The following is a 15,280-nucleotide window of genomic DNA, read 5'->3' as shown; positions in this document are numbered from 1 at the left end:
TAATTTCTTCCTCCAGGGCCTGGCTCGCGCCGGGCCTTTTCTTTTTGCCGCCGTCGCGTCATGAGTGCGTGCATGGCAAGCGACGACGATATCATCATCTCCGGCGAAGCGGTCATCCATCCTGGCGACCTGCATGAGGACTTCATCCGCTCGTCCGGTCCGGGCGGCCAGAACGTCAACAAGGTGGCCACCGCCGTGCAGCTGCGCTTCGACGCGGCGAACGCGTCCGGCCTGTCCGAGCGCGTGCGCGAGCGCGCCATCAAGCTGGCCGGCCAGCGCGCCACCAAGGACGGCGTCATCGTCATCGAGGCAGGCCGCTTTCGCACCCAGGAGCAGAACCGCGCCGACGCGCGGGCGCGGCTGACTGCATTGATCGCCAAGGCGGCCGAGCCGCCGCCTCCGCCGCGCAAGAAGACCAGGCCGTCCAAAGGCGCCGTGGAGCGCCGCCTGAAAAGCAAGGCAGGCCGGTCGACGGTGAAGAAGCTGCGCGGTCGGGTGGAAAGCGACTGATCCGGCCAAAGCCGCTGGTTTCGGGTCGCCGCCTTCTTTGAAGGATGGCATGGCTTGGAGCATGATGCCGACCAGTGTGAAGCGGTTTTCGGGACATCATGCCCTATCTCTCTGATTTAGAGACGGATTCAGATTTCATGTCGAACAGACCCGAAACCATCCGGCTCTAGGGAGCAACGGATCGATCCATGCTCGTTCTGCCCAAAGGCGTCCGTCATATGCCGGGCTACCTCGCGCGCCCGGCCCAGGAAGCGCTGGTCGAGGAGATCAGGCGCGTCGTGCAGGCCGCACCCCTCTACGTGCCGGCCATGCCGCGCACCGGCAAGGAGATGAGCGTGCGCATGACCAATTGCGGCGCGCTTGGCTGGGTGACCGACAAGGAGCGCGGCTATCGCTATCAGCCGACGCATCCGGTGACCGGCGAGCCCTGGCCGCCGATCCCGGAAGCCCTGTTGGAATTATGGCGCGAGGTCTCGGCCTATCAGCATCCGCCCGAGGCATGCCTGGTCAACTTCTATTCGGCGGATGCCAAAATGGGCCTGCATCAGGATCGCGACGAACAGGATTTCGCCGCGCCCGTGGTATCGGTCTCGCTGGGCGACGACTGCCTGTTCCGGGTCGGCCAGGACAGGCGCGAAGGCGGCACCAAGTCGTTCAGGCTGAAGAGCGGCGACGTCGTCGTGCTTGGCGGCGAAGGACGCCTCGCCTTCCACGGTGTCGACCGTATCTATCCGGCGACATCGGCGCTGCTGAAGAACGGCGGCCGCATCAATCTGACGCTGCGGCGGGTGACGTTACCTGGCTGAGCATGCCTGGTGCCGGGACAACGCGATCTTAAGGACAAAAGCCTAAGAAAAGCGCGGGCAGCCGGGATTGCCATGGAACCGAGCCGAATCAGGATCCGACGCCTCTTGGACTTGGCCACCGTGACCATCGTGACGGTGATCGGCTTCTGGATGGCCGAGTTTTACCTGCGCACATTGTGGGCCTACCGTCCCGACGGCCTGTCGCTGCTCTCGCACAAGCTCCCCTACTGGGACTTCACCAATCTCTGGGCCGGCTCCCGCATGGCCATGGACGGCCACGTTGCCGCCCTTTTCGACGTGGATGCCTACCGCGCGGCGCTGCGCGCGATGTTCTCACCCGACCTTCCAAATCAGGAATGGAGCTATCCGCCGAGCATCCTCCTGCTCGGCGTTCCGCTTGCCACCTTGCCGATCCTGCCTGCCTATCTGATCTGGACGGTCGGCACCGTGCTGTGCCTGTGGCTGGCGATCCGGCCGCTGAAGCTGGGAGCGGCCGTGGAACTGGCCATTGTCTTGAGCCCGGCGGTTATCTGGAACTCCGTGTTCGGCCAGAACGGCGCGCTGACCACGGCGCTGTTGATCGGAGGCCTTGCCGTGGCGCCCAGGCGCCCGCTGCTGGCCGGAATCCTGTTCGGCCTGCTGACGATCAAGCCGCATCTAGGCATTCTCGTGCCCTTCTGCCTGCTCGCTAGCGGCAACTGGCGCGCCATTCTCGCGGCCATCGGCACCAGCGCCATGATCGCCGCCGCCACCGGCCTGTTCTTCGGCTTCGATGTCTGGCGGCTGTTCCTGACTGAAACCCGCCCTCTGATGACGGCGATCATGGAGGCGCCTTTTCCGCAGCCCTACCACTACAACGCGGTCACGGTGTTCTTCACGGCGAGGGTAATCGGCTTTGGGCTGGCCGCGGCCTATGGTGTGCAGGCGATCGCGACCATCGCTTCCATCGCCGCGACGGTCTGGCTCTGGCGGCCGGGGCGCCGGATCCCGCATCAGGAACGCGTGGCGCTTACCGCGGTCCTTGCAATCCTTGCCACGCCCTACGGCTACACCTACGACATGATCGGTGTCGCGGTCGCCATCGCCATGCTGTTCACAATGGTGTCAAGACCGCCCCGGCTTCTTCTCGCGCTATGTTGGCTCTATCCCTTTTTCGCGCATATCTTGAACAATGCCGGGTTTTTCGTTGGTGTTCTGGTGCCGCTCTCGCTCGGCGCCTGGATGCTGATTTCGATACTGGCCCGAAGCCGCAGGGCTGAAATGGGCAGGGAGCCTGCCGCGACATAGAGCGGCCTGTGGCCGGAGCATTTCACCGTTTCACGGAAACGGCGAAATGCCCTACTCCTCGTGTTGACGCAATTCTGGGCGGAAAACCGCTCACACTTTTCCTGGGATTGCTCTAGGGCCGGAGCAGCATCCTGCAGTGGGTGGTTCGGTGTTTATTTCGCCGCTTCACCGCCGGCAGCGAGATCCTTGCGGAAATACACGCTTATCCCCGCCTCCTGGTGCAGGATGCCGTATTGCTGCAATTCGAGTGCGATCCTTGGATCGCGCAGCATGAGATTGTCCCAGTCTGGCCCGGTCTCATAAAGCACGATATCCGGTCTCTTGGTCGCGATCTCGTCGGCCAGTTGTCCGATCATGCCATCGCGTATATCGGCAAGCCGGCTTCTGAGCTGCGGGTCGTCGCCTGTTTCGGCAAGCTTGTTGGCATTGAAAACCATCGATGCCGACGGATATCGCGAGACGAAATGGCCGCCGACCCGTCGCGAGAGCGGATGTGCCACTTGCAGCATTGCCGAGAGCGAGACGATCGTCGGGTTGCGGTCGACCCGTTGAATTGAAGCGATGGAGCGTTCCAGCGGGCTATAGTCGTTGGTCAGTATGAACCATTGGATTTTGGCCGTCAGCAGCAGCACTAGAAAGCAGCCGAAAATGGCGGCCGCTTTGCCGACGGGCTTCAATCTGCCCGGACTCTCGCTGTGCAGGAGCTGCATGCCAAATGCAAGAGTGCCGAGAACAATCATGGGCATGGCATGGTTAGGCCAGCCCTTGCCCATGATCAGGAAGGCGGGAAGCAGTCCAAATGCGGCGAGAAGCGGGATTTTGGCGTCCCAATGCATACGCTGGAAGCCGTCAGCCAGAAGCACCGTCGCAATTGTCAGAAGGATGAGGAACCCGGGCCAGTCCAGCAACGCCAGAAGCGGCTCCCGTGCGGGCAGGTACACGTCTCTCGCCAAAGGCAGGATCTCGGTAATGAATTGTGTGTCGAACACAGCGATGTAGACGACGTAGAACGCGACGATCGCCGCCCCCGCGATGTTTTCCGGGACAAGCAATGACTTGAGGGAACGACGCTGGAAGGCCAGCCAGGCCGCCGGCAGGGCAAAGGCAAGGGCGAAATGCGGCGGCTTGACCATGACCACGAAGGCGGCGCACATGCCCGCAAGCATTTGATCCAGTCTCGAGCCAGCCACGAAGTCAGATGCGCGCTGGCGGGCGCATTGCAGCGCAATCCAAGGCAGGATCGCTATGATGGCGAAATGCTCGCGCTGCCCGAATTCACCGGGGTGGAAACAGACGATCAGCAGAAACGCCGCGGGGAAGGCCCAAATGAAACGAGGTTGAAAATAGATCGGGTCGGCACGCGCCAGGATGCGGGCCGAAAACGCAAGGCTTGCCAGCGCGAGGCCGATCACGCCCAGCACCAACCAAAGTTCGGCGCGGCCGCCGGTCAGCCGCTCCAGGAACATGAACGGCATGTACAGCCAGACGGAGAATGGCGGATTGATCTCCACGATGTCGGTTTGCAGATGCTCGCCGTTCAGCAGCCGATCGCACACGACCAGCAACCATGAAACGTCGACATTGGTCGGCACGATGGCAACGGCCAGCCAGGCCGCGTAGCCGGCCACCAGCAAGGTCAGGAGTAGTGGTATCGTTTGCAGGCGCTCCTGCAACACGTTCATTCGGGGGGCACTCCCCGGCTCGGCGAGAGCCTTTCCGAAAACCCAGCGGCGAAGCACCACATAATTGAGGAGCGGGACGAGCAGGCAGGTCAGCGCGATGGGTATCCACGCCGGCAGGGAGAGCCTTTCCGACAGCGTGACCGGGAGCACGTAGGACATCGCCAGGCCGACCAGCGTCAGCACCGCGAAGGGCGGCGCTTCAAGGCGGTGCGCACCGTTCAAGTATTTGTGCCCAGCATAGGAGAAGGTCGCGGCCAGGGCGTAGGCGAGTACAGAAGCCAGGGCCGGGGTCATCGCTGTCGAAAATGCCGCGGCAAGCAGGGCATAGGATAGCGTCGCGCCAATGCCGGTCACCAGAAACCGGCTCGGGCGACGGCTTGCCAACAGGTCAGACGCGGCCGCTGCAAACATAGTGCGCTCCTAGAGTATGATCCCGAAAAGTGGAAACCGGTTTTCGGAGAAGATCCTGCTCCAACAAAGAGTTAGACTAGGATGGCGATTCAACGAAACGTCATCGTGATCTAGTGGCAAGGGCGAGACCCAGCTTTCGGCCCTGGGTGCGACAGCGTTGGCGAAAGGAAGCCACGGGAGGTGCCCGCCTTCGATTTCGCTAAGCCCAGCGGCCTTCAACAATCGGCCGGCTTTGTGCCTGCTGATCAGCACGGCGTCATCCTCGAAAGGACAACGAGGGGCTCGCGTCCCGCGGCATTGCCCGCATTGATCACCGGTTGCCTCCCGACACCCGCTGGAGTTTGGCTGGCAACGCTAGTCGGGATTGCCTAAGGCGCCGTTAAGGGGTCACAATTTCCTTAACGCCACTTCCTCGATCAGGTGGTTGGTGCCCTTGCGCAGGATGAGGTCGGCCCGCGCCCTGGTCGGCAGGATGTTCTCGCGCAGGTTCTTCAGGTTGATGTTGGCCCACAGCCCCTCGGCGATGGCCCGCGCGGCATCCTCGGAGAGCTGCGAATAGCGGTGGAAGAAGGAATCCGGATTGCGGAAGGCGGTTTCGCGCAGCCGCATGAAACGCTGGATGTACCATTGATGGATCAGCTTCTCGTCGGCATCGATATAGATGGCGAAATCGAAGAAGTCGGACAGGAATGGCACGATCTTGCCATCCTTCGGCAGCTTGCCCGGCTGCAGCACGTTGATGCCTTCGAAGATCAGTATGTCCGGCCGGTCAATGGTGACGAACTCGCCGGGGATCACGTCGTAGGTCAGGTGCGAATAGACCGGCGCCCGGACGCTGCTTTGCGCCGACTTGATGCCGGACAGGAATCTGAGCAGCGCGCCGACGTCGTAGCTCTCGGGGAACCCCTTGCGCTCCATGAGATTCTCGCGGCGCAGGATCTCGTTGGGCAATAGGAAGCCGTCGGTGGTGATGAGGTCGACTTTCGGGCTCGACGGCCAGCGCGCCAGAAGTTCCTTCAGCACGCGCGCCGTGGTCGACTTGCCGACCGCGACCGAGCCGGCAATGCCGATGATGAAGGGTGTCTTGACGACGTCCTGCGCGTTGAAAAAGGCCTGGCGCTGCCGAAACAGCAGCTGGCTTGCCTCGACATGGGCCGAAAGCAGCCGGGACAGCGAGAGGTAGATGCGCTTGACCTCTTCGAGGTCGACCGGGTCGTTGAGCGAGCGCAGCCGGTCGATCTCGTCCCCGGTCAGCGTCAGCGGCGTGTCGGCGCGAAACTGCGACCATTGCTCGGCGGAGAAGAATCGATAGGGGGAATACTTCTCGGTCGGAGCCAGCTGGTCCATCGGGTTTCCTGCCCTCCTAGAGCGTGCTGCCGAAAAGTGCGAAGCCGGGCGACATCATACTCTCTCTTTCGATCAGCCCTGGGGCCGGGACGCCTTTTCGGCGGTACCCGAGCGGCTGGTTCGGCCCTCAAGCTCCTTCAGCACCTCGTCAAGCGGAATGCCCGCGATGCCAAGGACGACCAGCCAATGATATATAAGATCGGCGCTTTCCGAAACGACGGCTTTCTTGTCCCCCTTGACTGCGGCAATCACCGTCTCGACGGCTTCCTCGCCGAGCTTCTGCGCCGCCTTGTCGATGCCTTTGGCGAACAGCTTCGCCGTCCATGAGTCGGCGTCGCCGGAATGGGCGCGCTGATGGATGATCGTTTCCAGCTCGGCGAGCGAAAATTGAGCCATAGCAGCGGTTTAAGTCCGATGGGCGGCCGAGTCCAGCCGCATCGGCAGGCCGGCCCTGGCCATATGCGTCTTGGCCTCGGCGATGGTGTAGGTGCCGAAATGGAAGATCGAGGCGGCGAGCACAGCGCCCGCATGGCCGTCGCGGATACCCTCGACCAGGTGATCGAGCGTTCCGACGCCGCCCGATGCGATCACCGGCACGCGCACCGCGTCGGCAATCGCCCGGGTGAGCGCAATATCGTAACCGGCCTTGGTGCCGTCGCGATCCATCGAGGTCAAAAGGATCTCGCCGGCGCCGCGCTCGACCATGCGCTGCGCGAATTCGACCGCGTCGATGCCGGTCTTCTCGCGTCCGCCATGGGTAAAGATCTCCCAGCGGTCGGTCTCGCCTTGCGCCGACATCTTCTTGGCGTCGATCGCCACGACGATGCACTGATTGCCGAACTTGTCGGCGGCTTCCGCGACGAAATCCGGGTTCTTCACCGCCGCCGTGTTGATCGACACCTTGTCGGCGCCGGCCAGGAGCAGCTTGCGGATGTCGGCCACCTGGCGCACACCGCCGCCGACGGTGAGCGGCATGAAGCACTGCTCGGCCGTTCGGGCAACCACGTCGAAGATCGTCTCGCGATTGTCGGACGAGGCGGTGATGTCGAGGAAGCAGAGCTCGTCGGCGCCTGCGGCATCATAAGCCTTGGCGGCCTCGACCGGGTCGCCAGCATCGACGAGGTCGACGAAGTTCACGCCCTTGACCACGCGGCCGTTCTTGACGTCGAGGCAGGGGATGACGCGGGCCTTGAGCATCACTTGCGCTCCAGCGTCGAGAGCAGGTCGACCACCAGCGCGCCGACCAGCGGCGGCACGTCGCCCTTGGGATCGAAGGCCGGATCGTAGGCGGAGATGGTGAGCCCGGCGATGGCGAGCGGCCCGGCGAGGCCGCACATGGCGGTGCGCAGCTGCTCGGGAGCCGGACCGCCGGGCGTGGTGTAACGGTTGGCCTGCAGCTTCTCGGGGTCATGCACGTCAAGGTCGACATGCATGTGAACCTGGCGTGCGCCGTCGGCCTTCAGCCTTTGCGCGGCGCTCTTCCAGTCCGGGCATTCGGTCCGGATGATCGGCAGCTTTTCCAGCAGTTCCTGTTCCGCGCTGTCGAGGTCTCGCGCGTTGACCAGAACGCAGTGCGACGGATCGACCGGCTTGAAGCCCGGGATCTGCGCCGCTATCGATCGCCAGCACAGGCCCAGCACGGTGGCCAGCGCCATGCCGTCGAGAAAGCCCGTTGTGGTGGTTTCCGGCGTGTTGAGGTCGCCGTGCTGGTCGGCCCAGATGATGGCGTCGGCACCGGCACCGGCCACGGCGCCGGCGGCGGTCAGGCAGTTGCCGGCCAGCACGATCGGAAACCGCTTCCTGTCCAGCGCCATGCGGACTTCGCCTGAAACGGCGTTGCAGACGGCAAATCCGGTACCGATCTCGCGCTCGGCTTCGTCCTCGACCACCTTGCCGATGTCGCTCACCTCGACATCGTGGCCGGCGAGCTTCAGCGCGTCGGCCAGCCCGCCCGAAATCAGCGCGTCCGGGCCCTGGCCGCAGCCGCCGTGGAAATGGCCGCTGTCATAGGACGCCAGGATGATCGAAATGTTCACGCTCTTGCCTCCGCCCGCTCGCCGCGCAGGATCGCCAGCGCCTCGGTCGGGTCGATACGTCCGTCATACAGGGCCCGTCCGGAGATCGCGCCTTCGAGTTTTTGCGCGTCGGGCATGGTCATGCGCACGATGTCGGCGATCGAGGCGAGGCCGCCGGAGGCGATCACCGGAATCGACACGGCCTCGGCGAGGTCGATGGTCGAATCCCAGTTGATGCCGGTCAGCACGCCGTCGCGGTCGATGTCGGTGTAGATGATGGCGGCGACGCCGGCGCCCTCGAATTTCTTGGCCAGCTCGATGACGCCGAGCTCGGAGGCCTCGGCCCAGCCTTCGACCGCGACCTTGCCGCCCTTGGCGTCGATGCCGACGGCTATTTTCCCGGGAAAGGCCTTGCAGGCCTCCTTGACCAGGTCGGGTTCGCGCACCGCCACGGTGCCGAGGATAACGCGCGTCAGGCCGCGATCCAGCCAATCCTCGATCTGCGGCAAGGTGCGGATGCCGCCGCCGAGCTGCACGGGATTCTTCGTCGCCTTCAGAATGGCGCCGACCGCCGCCGAATTGACGCTTTGGCCCTTGAAGGCGCCGTTGAGGTCGACGACATGCAGCCACTTGAAGCCCTGCTCCTCGAAGGCCCTGGCCTGCGCGGCGGGATCGTCGTTGTAGATGGTGGCGGTGGCCATGTCGCCATGCTTCAGGCGCACGCACTTTCCGTCCTTGAGGTCGATGGCGGGAAACAGGATCATCGGTCAGGCGCCCTCGACGATGACGAAATGGCCGGTCGAGGCGGCGAGCCGGAACTTCGAGGCATGCTGATATTCAGGCGAATGATAGCATTCGATCGCCTTGTCGTAGGACTCGAACTCGACCAGCACGTGACGGTTGCCGGTCGGCCCTTCCGGACTTTCGTAGCGTCCCGCGCGGACCGGGAACTTTGCGCCGTATTTCGCGAAGGCGACGGCATTCGCGTCGATATACTGCTTGTAGACATCCGGATCGCGGACATCGATCATTGCCATCCAATAGCCCTTCTTGCTCATTGTCAGGGCCTCCATTTCAGGAAATTGGTGATCAAGGCCAGGCCGAGCGCTTGGCTCTTCTCGGGGTGGAACTGCGTGCCGGCAAGGTTGTCGCGCGCAACCGCCGCCGTCACCGCGCCGCCATAATTGGTCGTCGCCAGTACCTCGCCGGAATTCTTCGCGTCCAGATGATAGGAATGGACGAAATAGGCGTGCAGCCCCTTCGGACCGGTCTCGATGCTGGAAAACAGCGGGTGCTTGCGTTGGAGTTCGATCGTGTTCCAGCCGATCTGCGGGATTTTCAGCGCCGGATCGGACGGCGTGATTTCTTTGACGTCGCCGGCGATCCAGCCAAGACCTTGGGTGATGGTCTTTTCGAGGCCGCGTTGCGACATCAGCTGCATGCCGACGCAGATACCGAGGAAAGGCCGCCCTTTACGAAGCGCGGCCTCTTCCACCGCCTCCCACATGCCCGACACCGCATGCAGGCCGGCGGCGCAGTCGGCATAGGCGCCGACGCCCGGCAGCACGATGCGGTCGGCGGAACGCACGCGCTCGGCGTCGGCCGTCAGCTCGATCGTCGCGGCAAGGCCCGCTTCATGCGCGGCGCGCTCGAAGGCCTTGGTGGCCGAGCGCAGATTGCCCGAGCCGTAGTCGATGATTGCCACCCGCATGTCAGGGCCTTCCAGGCGTATGAGTCAGGCCGAGCGCCATGCCTGTCTGCGGCGGACGTGCCTGCGATGCATCCGGCACGATGCGCGGCAGGGCGGGCTGCTCCTCGCTCTCCACGTCGGTTTCCAGCGCATGGCGCGTCTCGGCATCGCCGAGATTGCCGGCCTCGATCACGCCCCATTCGCGCCAGCCGCGCCGCCGCAGCGAGGCGATCCGCAGCCCCTGGCCTTCGAAGCCGACATAGAGCGAGACCAGCAGCGACAGCAGCGATCCGGCCCCCTCAAGCCCGAGCCTCTCGCCGGCCACCGACAGGATCGCCATGACGATGAAGGTCAGAGCCGCCTCGATCCACATCCGGTGCCAGGCGAGCCAGAGCGGCGCGACCAGGAAACCCAGCCAGGTGAAGCTGTCGCGCACGAAAATTGCGTCCTCGGCTTTGTTGCCGGCCGGCGGCGCCATCACGACATAGATCGCCATAGGGCTATCCTTTCAGGGATCCCTTGGTGGAAGGCACCGCGTCGGGCTGGCGCGGATCGGGCTCCAGCGCTGCGCGCAACGCCCGCGCCACCGCCTTGAAGCAGGTTTCGGCGATATGATGGTTGTTGGCGCCGTAATGGTTGGTCACATGCAGCGTGATGCCGGCATTCTGCGCCAGCGCCTGGAAGAACTCGCGCACCAGCTCAGTGTCGAACGTGCCGATCTTCGGCGACGAGAAGCCCACATTCCAGACCAGGAAGGGCCGGCCCGAGACGTCGATCGCCGCCCTGGTCAGCGTCTCGTCCATGGCAAGGCCGATCGAGGCATAGCGCATGATGCCGCGCCGTTCGCCCAGCGCCTTGCTCAGCGCCTGGCCGATCGCGATGCCGGTGTCCTCGACCGTGTGGTGGTCGTCGATATGCAGGTCGCCCTTGGCCTTGACCGTCATGTCGATAAGCGAATGCCGCGACAGCTGGTCAAGCATATGGTCGAAGAAGCCGACGCCGGTCGAAATGTCGGATTTTCCCTTGCCGTCGACATCGACGGAGACCGAAATCTCGGTTTCCTTGGTCTTGCGGCTGACTTCGGCCGAACGCGTCATCGCTTTGTCCTTGTTGCCCTGCTTGGAGGCGCCAGGGCTTGAAAACGAGAGCCTTCTATCAGCATGATCCGGCGATTGCCAGTTGCCATTCCGGCCGCTATCGGCTCGGCCTGAGGCGGTTTGCAATCGTTGGCCTTGTGCATACATATGGCCGATCAAACTCACTCGTACCGCGCCAATCGCCTTTTCGAGGGATAGCGCGCATCGGAGCTCAAATGTCGAATGAACTCACCATGCACGCTACGACCATCATCAGCGTGCGCAAAGGCAACAAGGTCGTGATCGCCGGCGACGGCCAGGTCAGCCTCGGCCAGACGATCATGAAGGGCAACGCCCGCAAGGTGCGCCGCATCGGCAAGGACGGCAGCGTCATTGCCGGCTTCGCCGGCGCTACCGCCGACGCCTTCACCCTGCTCGAGCGGCTCGAAGCCAAGCTCGAGCAATACCCGGACCAGCTGACGCGCGCCTGCGTCGAGCTCGCCAAGGACTGGCGCACCGATCGCTATCTGCGCCGGCTGGAAGCCATGATGCTGGTCGCCGACAAGTCGGTCTCGCTGGCGCTGACCGGCAATGGCGACGTTCTGGAGCCCGAGCATGGCGTCATGGCCATCGGCTCCGGCGGCAATTACGCGCTGGCCGCGGCACGCGCGCTGATCGACACCGACAAGGATGCCGAGGAGATCGCCCGCAAGGCCATGCAGATCGCGTCCGACATCTGCGTCTACACCAACAACAATTTTGTCGTCGAAACGCTCGATGCCGCTTGAACGACCATGATCCCGAAGGGTGGCCGCCGGTTTTCGGACAAGATCATGGTCGAACAGGAAGATAGCTATGATTTTCGGCCGGTCACGGAAAAAGACCTGCCGATGATCGCCGGCTGGCTGCGCGAGCCGCATGTCGCCGCATGGTGGGACGATCCGGAAAAGGAAATCGCCGAGATCCGTGAGCATATCGATTCGGTTTCGGTGGAACCGCTGATCGTCGAGCTCGACGGCAGGCCGATCGCCTATCTGCAGAGCTATGATCCGCATATGGAGGACGACCATCCTTATGCCGACCAGCCCTTCGGCACGCTGGGCATCGATCTCACGATCGGCCCGCCGGAGCTGGTCGGGATCGGTCATGGCTCGGCCATCGTGCGCCAGTTCGTCGGGGAGCTTTTGGAGGAAGGCGCGCCGCGCGTCATCATCGATCCGCATCCCGACAATGGCCGCGCCATCCGCGCCTATGAGAAGGCCGGCTTCAGGCCGATCGGCCGCAGGCATTCGCAATATGGGGACGTCGTGCTGATGGCCGTCGATTCGGCCAACGACGATGAACATCTGGGGACTGATTGAATGACCGCATCCGGAGGGGACAAGACGCTTTCGGCCTATGAAGACAGCTGGCGCATGGGCCTGCTGCTCGTGCTCGCCTTTATCATATTCCAGGCAGGCGCCTTGTACGGCATGGGCCATCCGCCGATCTGCACCTGCGGCTACGTCAAGCTCTGGCATGGCGTGGTCAACAGTTCGGAGAACTCCCAGCACATCGCCGACTGGTACACCTTCTCGCACATCATCCACGGCTTCCTGTTCTATGCGCTGGCCTGGGCGCTGTTCCCGCGCTCGCCGGTGGGCTTAAGGCTCGCCTTCGCCGTCCTCATCGAAGGCGGCTGGGAGATCCTGGAAAACAGCCCCTTCATCATTGACCGCTACCGCGCCGGCACCATCTCGCTCAACTATTACGGCGACTCGATCATCAACTCGGTGTCCGACACGCTGTTCATGGCGCTGGGATTTGTGATGGCGCGAAAGCTACCTATATGGGTGGTCGTGGCCCTGGCGCTCATCTTCGAGTTCGGCACGGGTTACATCATCCGGGACAATCTGACGCTCAACGTGATCATGCTGCTGCATCCGTTCGAGTTTATCAGGCAGTGGCAAAGTGGAATTTGAGTAATATGAGCACATTTTCTCCCCGCGAAATCGTTTCGGAACTCGATCGCTTCATCATCGGCCAGAAGGACGCCAAGCGCGCCGTGGCCATTGCCTTGCGCAACCGCTGGCGCCGCCAGCAGCTGGAAGGCCAGATGCGCGAAGAGGTGATGCCGAAGAACATCCTGATGATCGGCCCGACCGGGGTCGGCAAGACCGAGATCTCGCGGCGTCTGGCGCGGCTCGCCGGCGCGCCCTTCGTCAAGGTCGAGGCCACGAAATTCACCGAGGTCGGTTATGTCGGCCGCGATGTCGAGCAGATCGTGCGCGATCTCGTCGAGGTCGCCATCGGCCTGACGCGCGAGAAGATGCGCGAGGACGTCGCCGCGCGCGCCCAGATCAACGCCGAGGAACGCGTCCTGGAAGCGCTGGTCGGCAAGACGGCGAGCCCGGCGACCCGCGACTCCTTCCGCAAGAAGCTGCGCGACGGCGAGCTCGACGACAAGGAGATCGAGATCGAGGTGGCCGACACCGGCACCGGCGGCATGCCCGGTTTCGAGATCCCCGGCATGCCGGGCGCCAATGTCGGCGTCCTCAACATCAACGACATGCTTTCGAAGGCGATGGGCGGCCGCAGGACCAAGACCCGCAAGACCACGGTGCGCGATTCCTACGCGGTGCTGGTCAACGACGAGTCCGACAAGCTGCTCGACCAGGACGAGGTGGTGCGCAGGGCGCTGGAATCGGCCGAGAATGACGGCATCGTCTTCCTCGACGAGATCGACAAGATCGCCGCCAGGAGCGACATTTCGGGCGGCCCGTCGCGCGAAGGCGTGCAGCGCGACCTGCTGCCGCTGGTCGAAGGCACCACGGTCGCGACCAAATATGGGCCGATCAAGACCGATCATATATTGTTCATCGCTTCGGGCGCCTTCCACGTCTCCAAGCCTTCCGACCTGCTGCCGGAGCTGCAGGGCCGCCTGCCCATCCGTGTCGAGCTGCGCGCGCTGGAGAAGGCGGATTTCATCCGCATCCTCACCGAGACCGAGGCGAGCCTCATCAAGCAGTATATCGCGCTGATGAAGACCGAAGGCGTCGAGCTGACCTTCACCGACGACGCCATCGATTCGCTCGCCGGCATCGCCGTCGACCTCAACGCCAGCGTCGAGAACATCGGCGCGCGGCGCCTGCAGACGGTGATGGAGCGTGTGCTGGACGAGATTTCCTACGACGCGCCCGACCGCCACGGCACGGCCGTCACCATCGACGCCGCCTATGTCGAGAAGCATGTCGGCGACCTGTCGCGCAACACCGACCTGTCGCGGTTTATTCTTTAAGCTCTATCGGGTTCGGGCTGGCTTCCGGCCGGCCTGAAACGCCCGTCCAATGCCCCGATTTCGGGCTGGCTCAGGCCGGCCTGAAACGCCCTTCCAATCCAAAGTGTGGCCAAATGGAAGCATCTGGCCACCATTTTCGCTGGCAGCTCGAAGCCTTCTCTCGACTCTGCCAAGCGCTTTACCTAGTTTGCCGCGCATTCGAAGGCGGCGGCGTATGAAGAAACTTATCCTGCTTTTTCTCGGCATGGCCTTGGCGGCGGCGGTGGCAACCGCCGATGCCGCGACCATCGTGCCCCCGGGCAACCGCAACAGCGTGCAGCCGGATATTCCAGGCGCCTCCAGCCGGCGCACTCAGGCCACAAACACCACCTTCCAGGCCAAGTACCGCAAGGTTTACGCGCTGTTGCAGAACGATGCCGAGCTGCGCGGCAAGATCAGGAAGGCGGCAGCAGCCTACGGTATCGATCCCATGCATATCGTCGGCGCCATCGTCGGCGAGCATACCTACAATGTCGACGCCTACGACCGTCTGCAGACCTATTACGTGAAGGCGATCTCCTATTTGTCGAGCAAGCTCTCTTTCGCCTATCACGGCGAGGACGTCTCGGATTTCATCCAGCGGCCGGAATTCGAGAAATGCGCCGGCATGGACGACAGCTACGATCTTTGGGAATGCCGCGAGCAGGTGTGGAATCGCGCCTTCCGCGGCAAGAGCGTCGGCGGCGAGGATTTCCCCAACGATCGCTTCGGCGCCACCTTCTTCCAGCCTTATTATGCCGGCCAGACCTTCGGCCTCGGCCAGTTGAACCCGCTGACCGCGCTGCAGATGAGCGACCTCGTGCACAAGGTCTCGGGCCTGCCCAGGCTCGACGTCGGCGATCCCAACGCCGTCTACAAGACCATCATGGACCCGGACCTGACGCTGCCTTACGTCGCCGCGACCATCAGGAAGTCCATCGACGCCTACCGCGGCATCGCCGGCTTCGACATCTCGAAAAATCCGGGCCTCACCGCCACGCTCTATAATGTCGGCAACCCCGAAGAGCGCGCTTATGCTCTGAAGGCCGAGAACGACAAGCGCCGCGCCGCCGGCGAACCGGAAAAGCTGCCCGAAGAAAATTATTACGGCTGGCTGGTCAACGACAAGCTGGATGAGCTCAAGGCGCTGTTTTAGGGCGT

The 15,280-nt window shown here is 63.3% G+C and carries 18 protein-coding genes; 8 read left to right on the top strand and 10 right to left on the bottom strand.

What is annotated here, in order from left to right:
• The first annotated feature begins 72 nt into the window (after window positions 1–72).
• The 3 genes from arfB (at window position 73) to LB535_RS06765 (ending at window position 2,603) form a co-directional block, all read left to right on the top strand.
• Window positions 73–510, top strand: coding sequence for an alternative ribosome rescue aminoacyl-tRNA hydrolase ArfB (gene arfB / locus LB535_RS06775; protein ID WP_224525984.1), 438 nt, complete (start codon window positions 73–75; stop codon window positions 508–510).
• 188 nt (window positions 511–698) lie between these two features.
• Complete coding sequence (locus LB535_RS06770) at window positions 699–1,316, top strand: alpha-ketoglutarate-dependent dioxygenase AlkB family protein (protein ID WP_224631627.1); 618 nt, start codon at window positions 699–701, stop codon at window positions 1,314–1,316.
• 105 nt (window positions 1,317–1,421) lie between these two features.
• Window positions 1,422–2,603 (top strand): glycosyltransferase family 87 protein, encoded by a 1,182-nt coding sequence (locus tag LB535_RS06765; RefSeq protein ID WP_224631626.1) that lies wholly within the window; start codon window positions 1,422–1,424, stop codon window positions 2,601–2,603.
• 152 nt (window positions 2,604–2,755) lie between these two features.
• Here the strand turns inward: LB535_RS06765 and LB535_RS06760 are convergent, their stop codons facing one another.
• The 10 genes from LB535_RS06760 to hisB all read right to left on the bottom strand — a co-directional run bounded on the left by LB535_RS06760 (window position 2,756) and on the right by hisB (window position 10,845).
• Entirely contained in the window at window positions 2,756–4,696 is a 1,941-nt protein-coding gene (locus LB535_RS06760) for a GtrA family protein (RefSeq protein ID WP_224631625.1), read from the bottom strand.
• Between the two features lie 387 nt (window positions 4,697–5,083).
• On the bottom strand, window positions 5,084–6,043 hold the full coding sequence (gene coaA, locus LB535_RS06755; protein ID WP_140843531.1) for a type I pantothenate kinase: 960 nt from the start codon (window positions 6,041–6,043) through the stop codon (window positions 5,084–5,086).
• A gap of 72 nt (window positions 6,044–6,115) precedes the next feature.
• Complete coding sequence (locus tag LB535_RS06750; protein ID WP_095768008.1) at window positions 6,116–6,439, bottom strand: phosphoribosyl-ATP diphosphatase; 324 nt, start codon at window positions 6,437–6,439, stop codon at window positions 6,116–6,118.
• Window positions 6,440–6,448: 9 nt separating this feature from the next.
• Window positions 6,449–7,240 carry an imidazole glycerol phosphate synthase subunit HisF gene (gene hisF / locus LB535_RS06745; RefSeq protein ID WP_224631624.1) on the bottom strand — a complete coding sequence of 264 codons (792 nt, stop codon included), beginning with the start codon at window positions 7,238–7,240 and terminating at the stop codon, window positions 6,449–6,451.
• Window positions 7,240–8,079 carry an arginase family protein gene (locus LB535_RS06740; protein WP_224631623.1) on the bottom strand — a complete coding sequence of 280 codons (840 nt, stop codon included), beginning with the start codon at window positions 8,077–8,079 and terminating at the stop codon, window positions 7,240–7,242. The genes hisF and LB535_RS06740 overlap by 1 nt, the downstream gene beginning before the upstream one ends.
• Window positions 8,076–8,822 (bottom strand): 1-(5-phosphoribosyl)-5-[(5-phosphoribosylamino)methylideneamino]imidazole-4-carboxamide isomerase, encoded by a 747-nt coding sequence (gene hisA / locus LB535_RS06735; RefSeq protein WP_224631622.1) that lies wholly within the window; start codon window positions 8,820–8,822, stop codon window positions 8,076–8,078. The genes LB535_RS06740 and hisA overlap by 4 nt, the downstream gene beginning before the upstream one ends.
• A gap of 3 nt (window positions 8,823–8,825) precedes the next feature.
• Entirely contained in the window at window positions 8,826–9,116 is a 291-nt protein-coding gene (locus LB535_RS06730; RefSeq protein WP_095768012.1) for a DUF1330 domain-containing protein, read from the bottom strand.
• Window positions 9,117–9,118: 2 nt separating this feature from the next.
• A complete protein-coding gene (gene hisH, locus LB535_RS06725) occupies window positions 9,119–9,769 on the bottom strand; it encodes an imidazole glycerol phosphate synthase subunit HisH (RefSeq protein ID WP_224631621.1) in 651 nt (216 codons plus the stop codon).
• A 1-nt stretch (window position 9,770) separates the two neighbouring features.
• Window positions 9,771–10,244, bottom strand: coding sequence for a DUF2628 domain-containing protein (locus LB535_RS06720; protein ID WP_224631620.1), 474 nt, complete (start codon window positions 10,242–10,244; stop codon window positions 9,771–9,773).
• A 4-nt stretch (window positions 10,245–10,248) separates the two neighbouring features.
• On the bottom strand, window positions 10,249–10,845 hold the full coding sequence (gene hisB, locus LB535_RS06715; RefSeq protein WP_224631619.1) for an imidazoleglycerol-phosphate dehydratase HisB: 597 nt from the start codon (window positions 10,843–10,845) through the stop codon (window positions 10,249–10,251).
• Between the two features lie 215 nt (window positions 10,846–11,060).
• Here hisB and hslV point away from each other — a divergent pair, with 215 nt between their 5' ends.
• From hslV to LB535_RS06690, 5 genes are all read left to right on the top strand, one after another.
• Window positions 11,061–11,612, top strand: a complete 552-nt coding sequence (gene hslV / locus LB535_RS06710) for an ATP-dependent protease subunit HslV (RefSeq protein ID WP_095768016.1) — start codon at window positions 11,061–11,063, stop codon at window positions 11,610–11,612.
• 6 nt (window positions 11,613–11,618) lie between these two features.
• Complete coding sequence (locus tag LB535_RS06705; protein WP_411969531.1) at window positions 11,619–12,185, top strand: GNAT family N-acetyltransferase; 567 nt, start codon at window positions 11,619–11,621, stop codon at window positions 12,183–12,185.
• A complete protein-coding gene (locus LB535_RS06700; RefSeq protein ID WP_224546351.1) occupies window positions 12,186–12,785 on the top strand; it encodes a DUF2585 domain-containing protein in 600 nt (199 codons plus the stop codon). It begins immediately after the preceding gene.
• Between the two features lie 5 nt (window positions 12,786–12,790).
• Window positions 12,791–14,101 (top strand): ATP-dependent protease ATPase subunit HslU, encoded by a 1,311-nt coding sequence (gene hslU, locus LB535_RS06695; RefSeq protein WP_224525955.1) that lies wholly within the window; start codon window positions 12,791–12,793, stop codon window positions 14,099–14,101.
• 139 nt (window positions 14,102–14,240) lie between these two features.
• Window positions 14,241–15,275 carry a DUF1402 family protein gene (locus LB535_RS06690; RefSeq protein WP_411969537.1) on the top strand — a complete coding sequence of 345 codons (1,035 nt, stop codon included), beginning with the start codon at window positions 14,241–14,243 and terminating at the stop codon, window positions 15,273–15,275.
• The last annotated feature ends 5 nt before the right edge of the window (window positions 15,276–15,280 follow it).

This window comes from Mesorhizobium sp. CA10 (assembly GCF_020165285.1).
In the GTDB taxonomy this organism is placed as follows: Bacteria; Pseudomonadota; Alphaproteobacteria; order Rhizobiales; family Rhizobiaceae; genus Mesorhizobium.
The sequence above is the reverse complement of the archived record's forward strand: the minus strand, read 5'-3'. Positions and strand labels throughout refer to the sequence as shown.

Excerpts from the sequence above, each read along its gene's own strand:
- hslV (WP_095768016.1), top strand. The coding sequence starts at position 11,061 with ATGTCGAATGAACTCACCATGCACGCTACGACCATCATCAGCGTGCGC.
- hisB (WP_224631619.1), bottom strand. The coding sequence starts at position 10,845 with ATGACGCGTTCGGCCGAAGTCAGCCGCAAGACCAAGGAAACCGAGATT.
- hisA (WP_224631622.1), bottom strand. The coding sequence starts at position 8,822 with ATGATCCTGTTTCCCGCCATCGACCTCAAGGACGGAAAGTGCGTGCGC.
- hisH (WP_224631621.1), bottom strand. The coding sequence starts at position 9,769 with ATGCGGGTGGCAATCATCGACTACGGCTCGGGCAATCTGCGCTCGGCC.
- arfB (WP_224525984.1), top strand. The coding sequence starts at position 73 with ATGGCAAGCGACGACGATATCATCATCTCCGGCGAAGCGGTCATCCAT.
- hslU (WP_224525955.1), top strand. The coding sequence starts at position 12,791 with ATGAGCACATTTTCTCCCCGCGAAATCGTTTCGGAACTCGATCGCTTC.
- LB535_RS06730 (WP_095768012.1), bottom strand. The coding sequence starts at position 9,116 with ATGAGCAAGAAGGGCTATTGGATGGCAATGATCGATGTCCGCGATCCG.
- LB535_RS06705 (WP_411969531.1), top strand. The coding sequence starts at position 11,619 with ATGATCCCGAAGGGTGGCCGCCGGTTTTCGGACAAGATCATGGTCGAA.
- LB535_RS06770 (WP_224631627.1), top strand. The coding sequence starts at position 699 with ATGCTCGTTCTGCCCAAAGGCGTCCGTCATATGCCGGGCTACCTCGCG.
- coaA (WP_140843531.1), bottom strand. The coding sequence starts at position 6,043 with ATGGACCAGCTGGCTCCGACCGAGAAGTATTCCCCCTATCGATTCTTC.
- LB535_RS06700 (WP_224546351.1), top strand. The coding sequence starts at position 12,186 with ATGACCGCATCCGGAGGGGACAAGACGCTTTCGGCCTATGAAGACAGC.
- LB535_RS06720 (WP_224631620.1), bottom strand. The coding sequence starts at position 10,244 with ATGGCGATCTATGTCGTGATGGCGCCGCCGGCCGGCAACAAAGCCGAG.
- hisF (WP_224631624.1), bottom strand. The coding sequence starts at position 7,240 with ATGCTCAAGGCCCGCGTCATCCCCTGCCTCGACGTCAAGAACGGCCGC.
- LB535_RS06750 (WP_095768008.1), bottom strand. The coding sequence starts at position 6,439 with ATGGCTCAATTTTCGCTCGCCGAGCTGGAAACGATCATCCATCAGCGC.
- LB535_RS06760 (WP_224631625.1), bottom strand. The coding sequence starts at position 4,696 with ATGTTTGCAGCGGCCGCGTCTGACCTGTTGGCAAGCCGTCGCCCGAGC.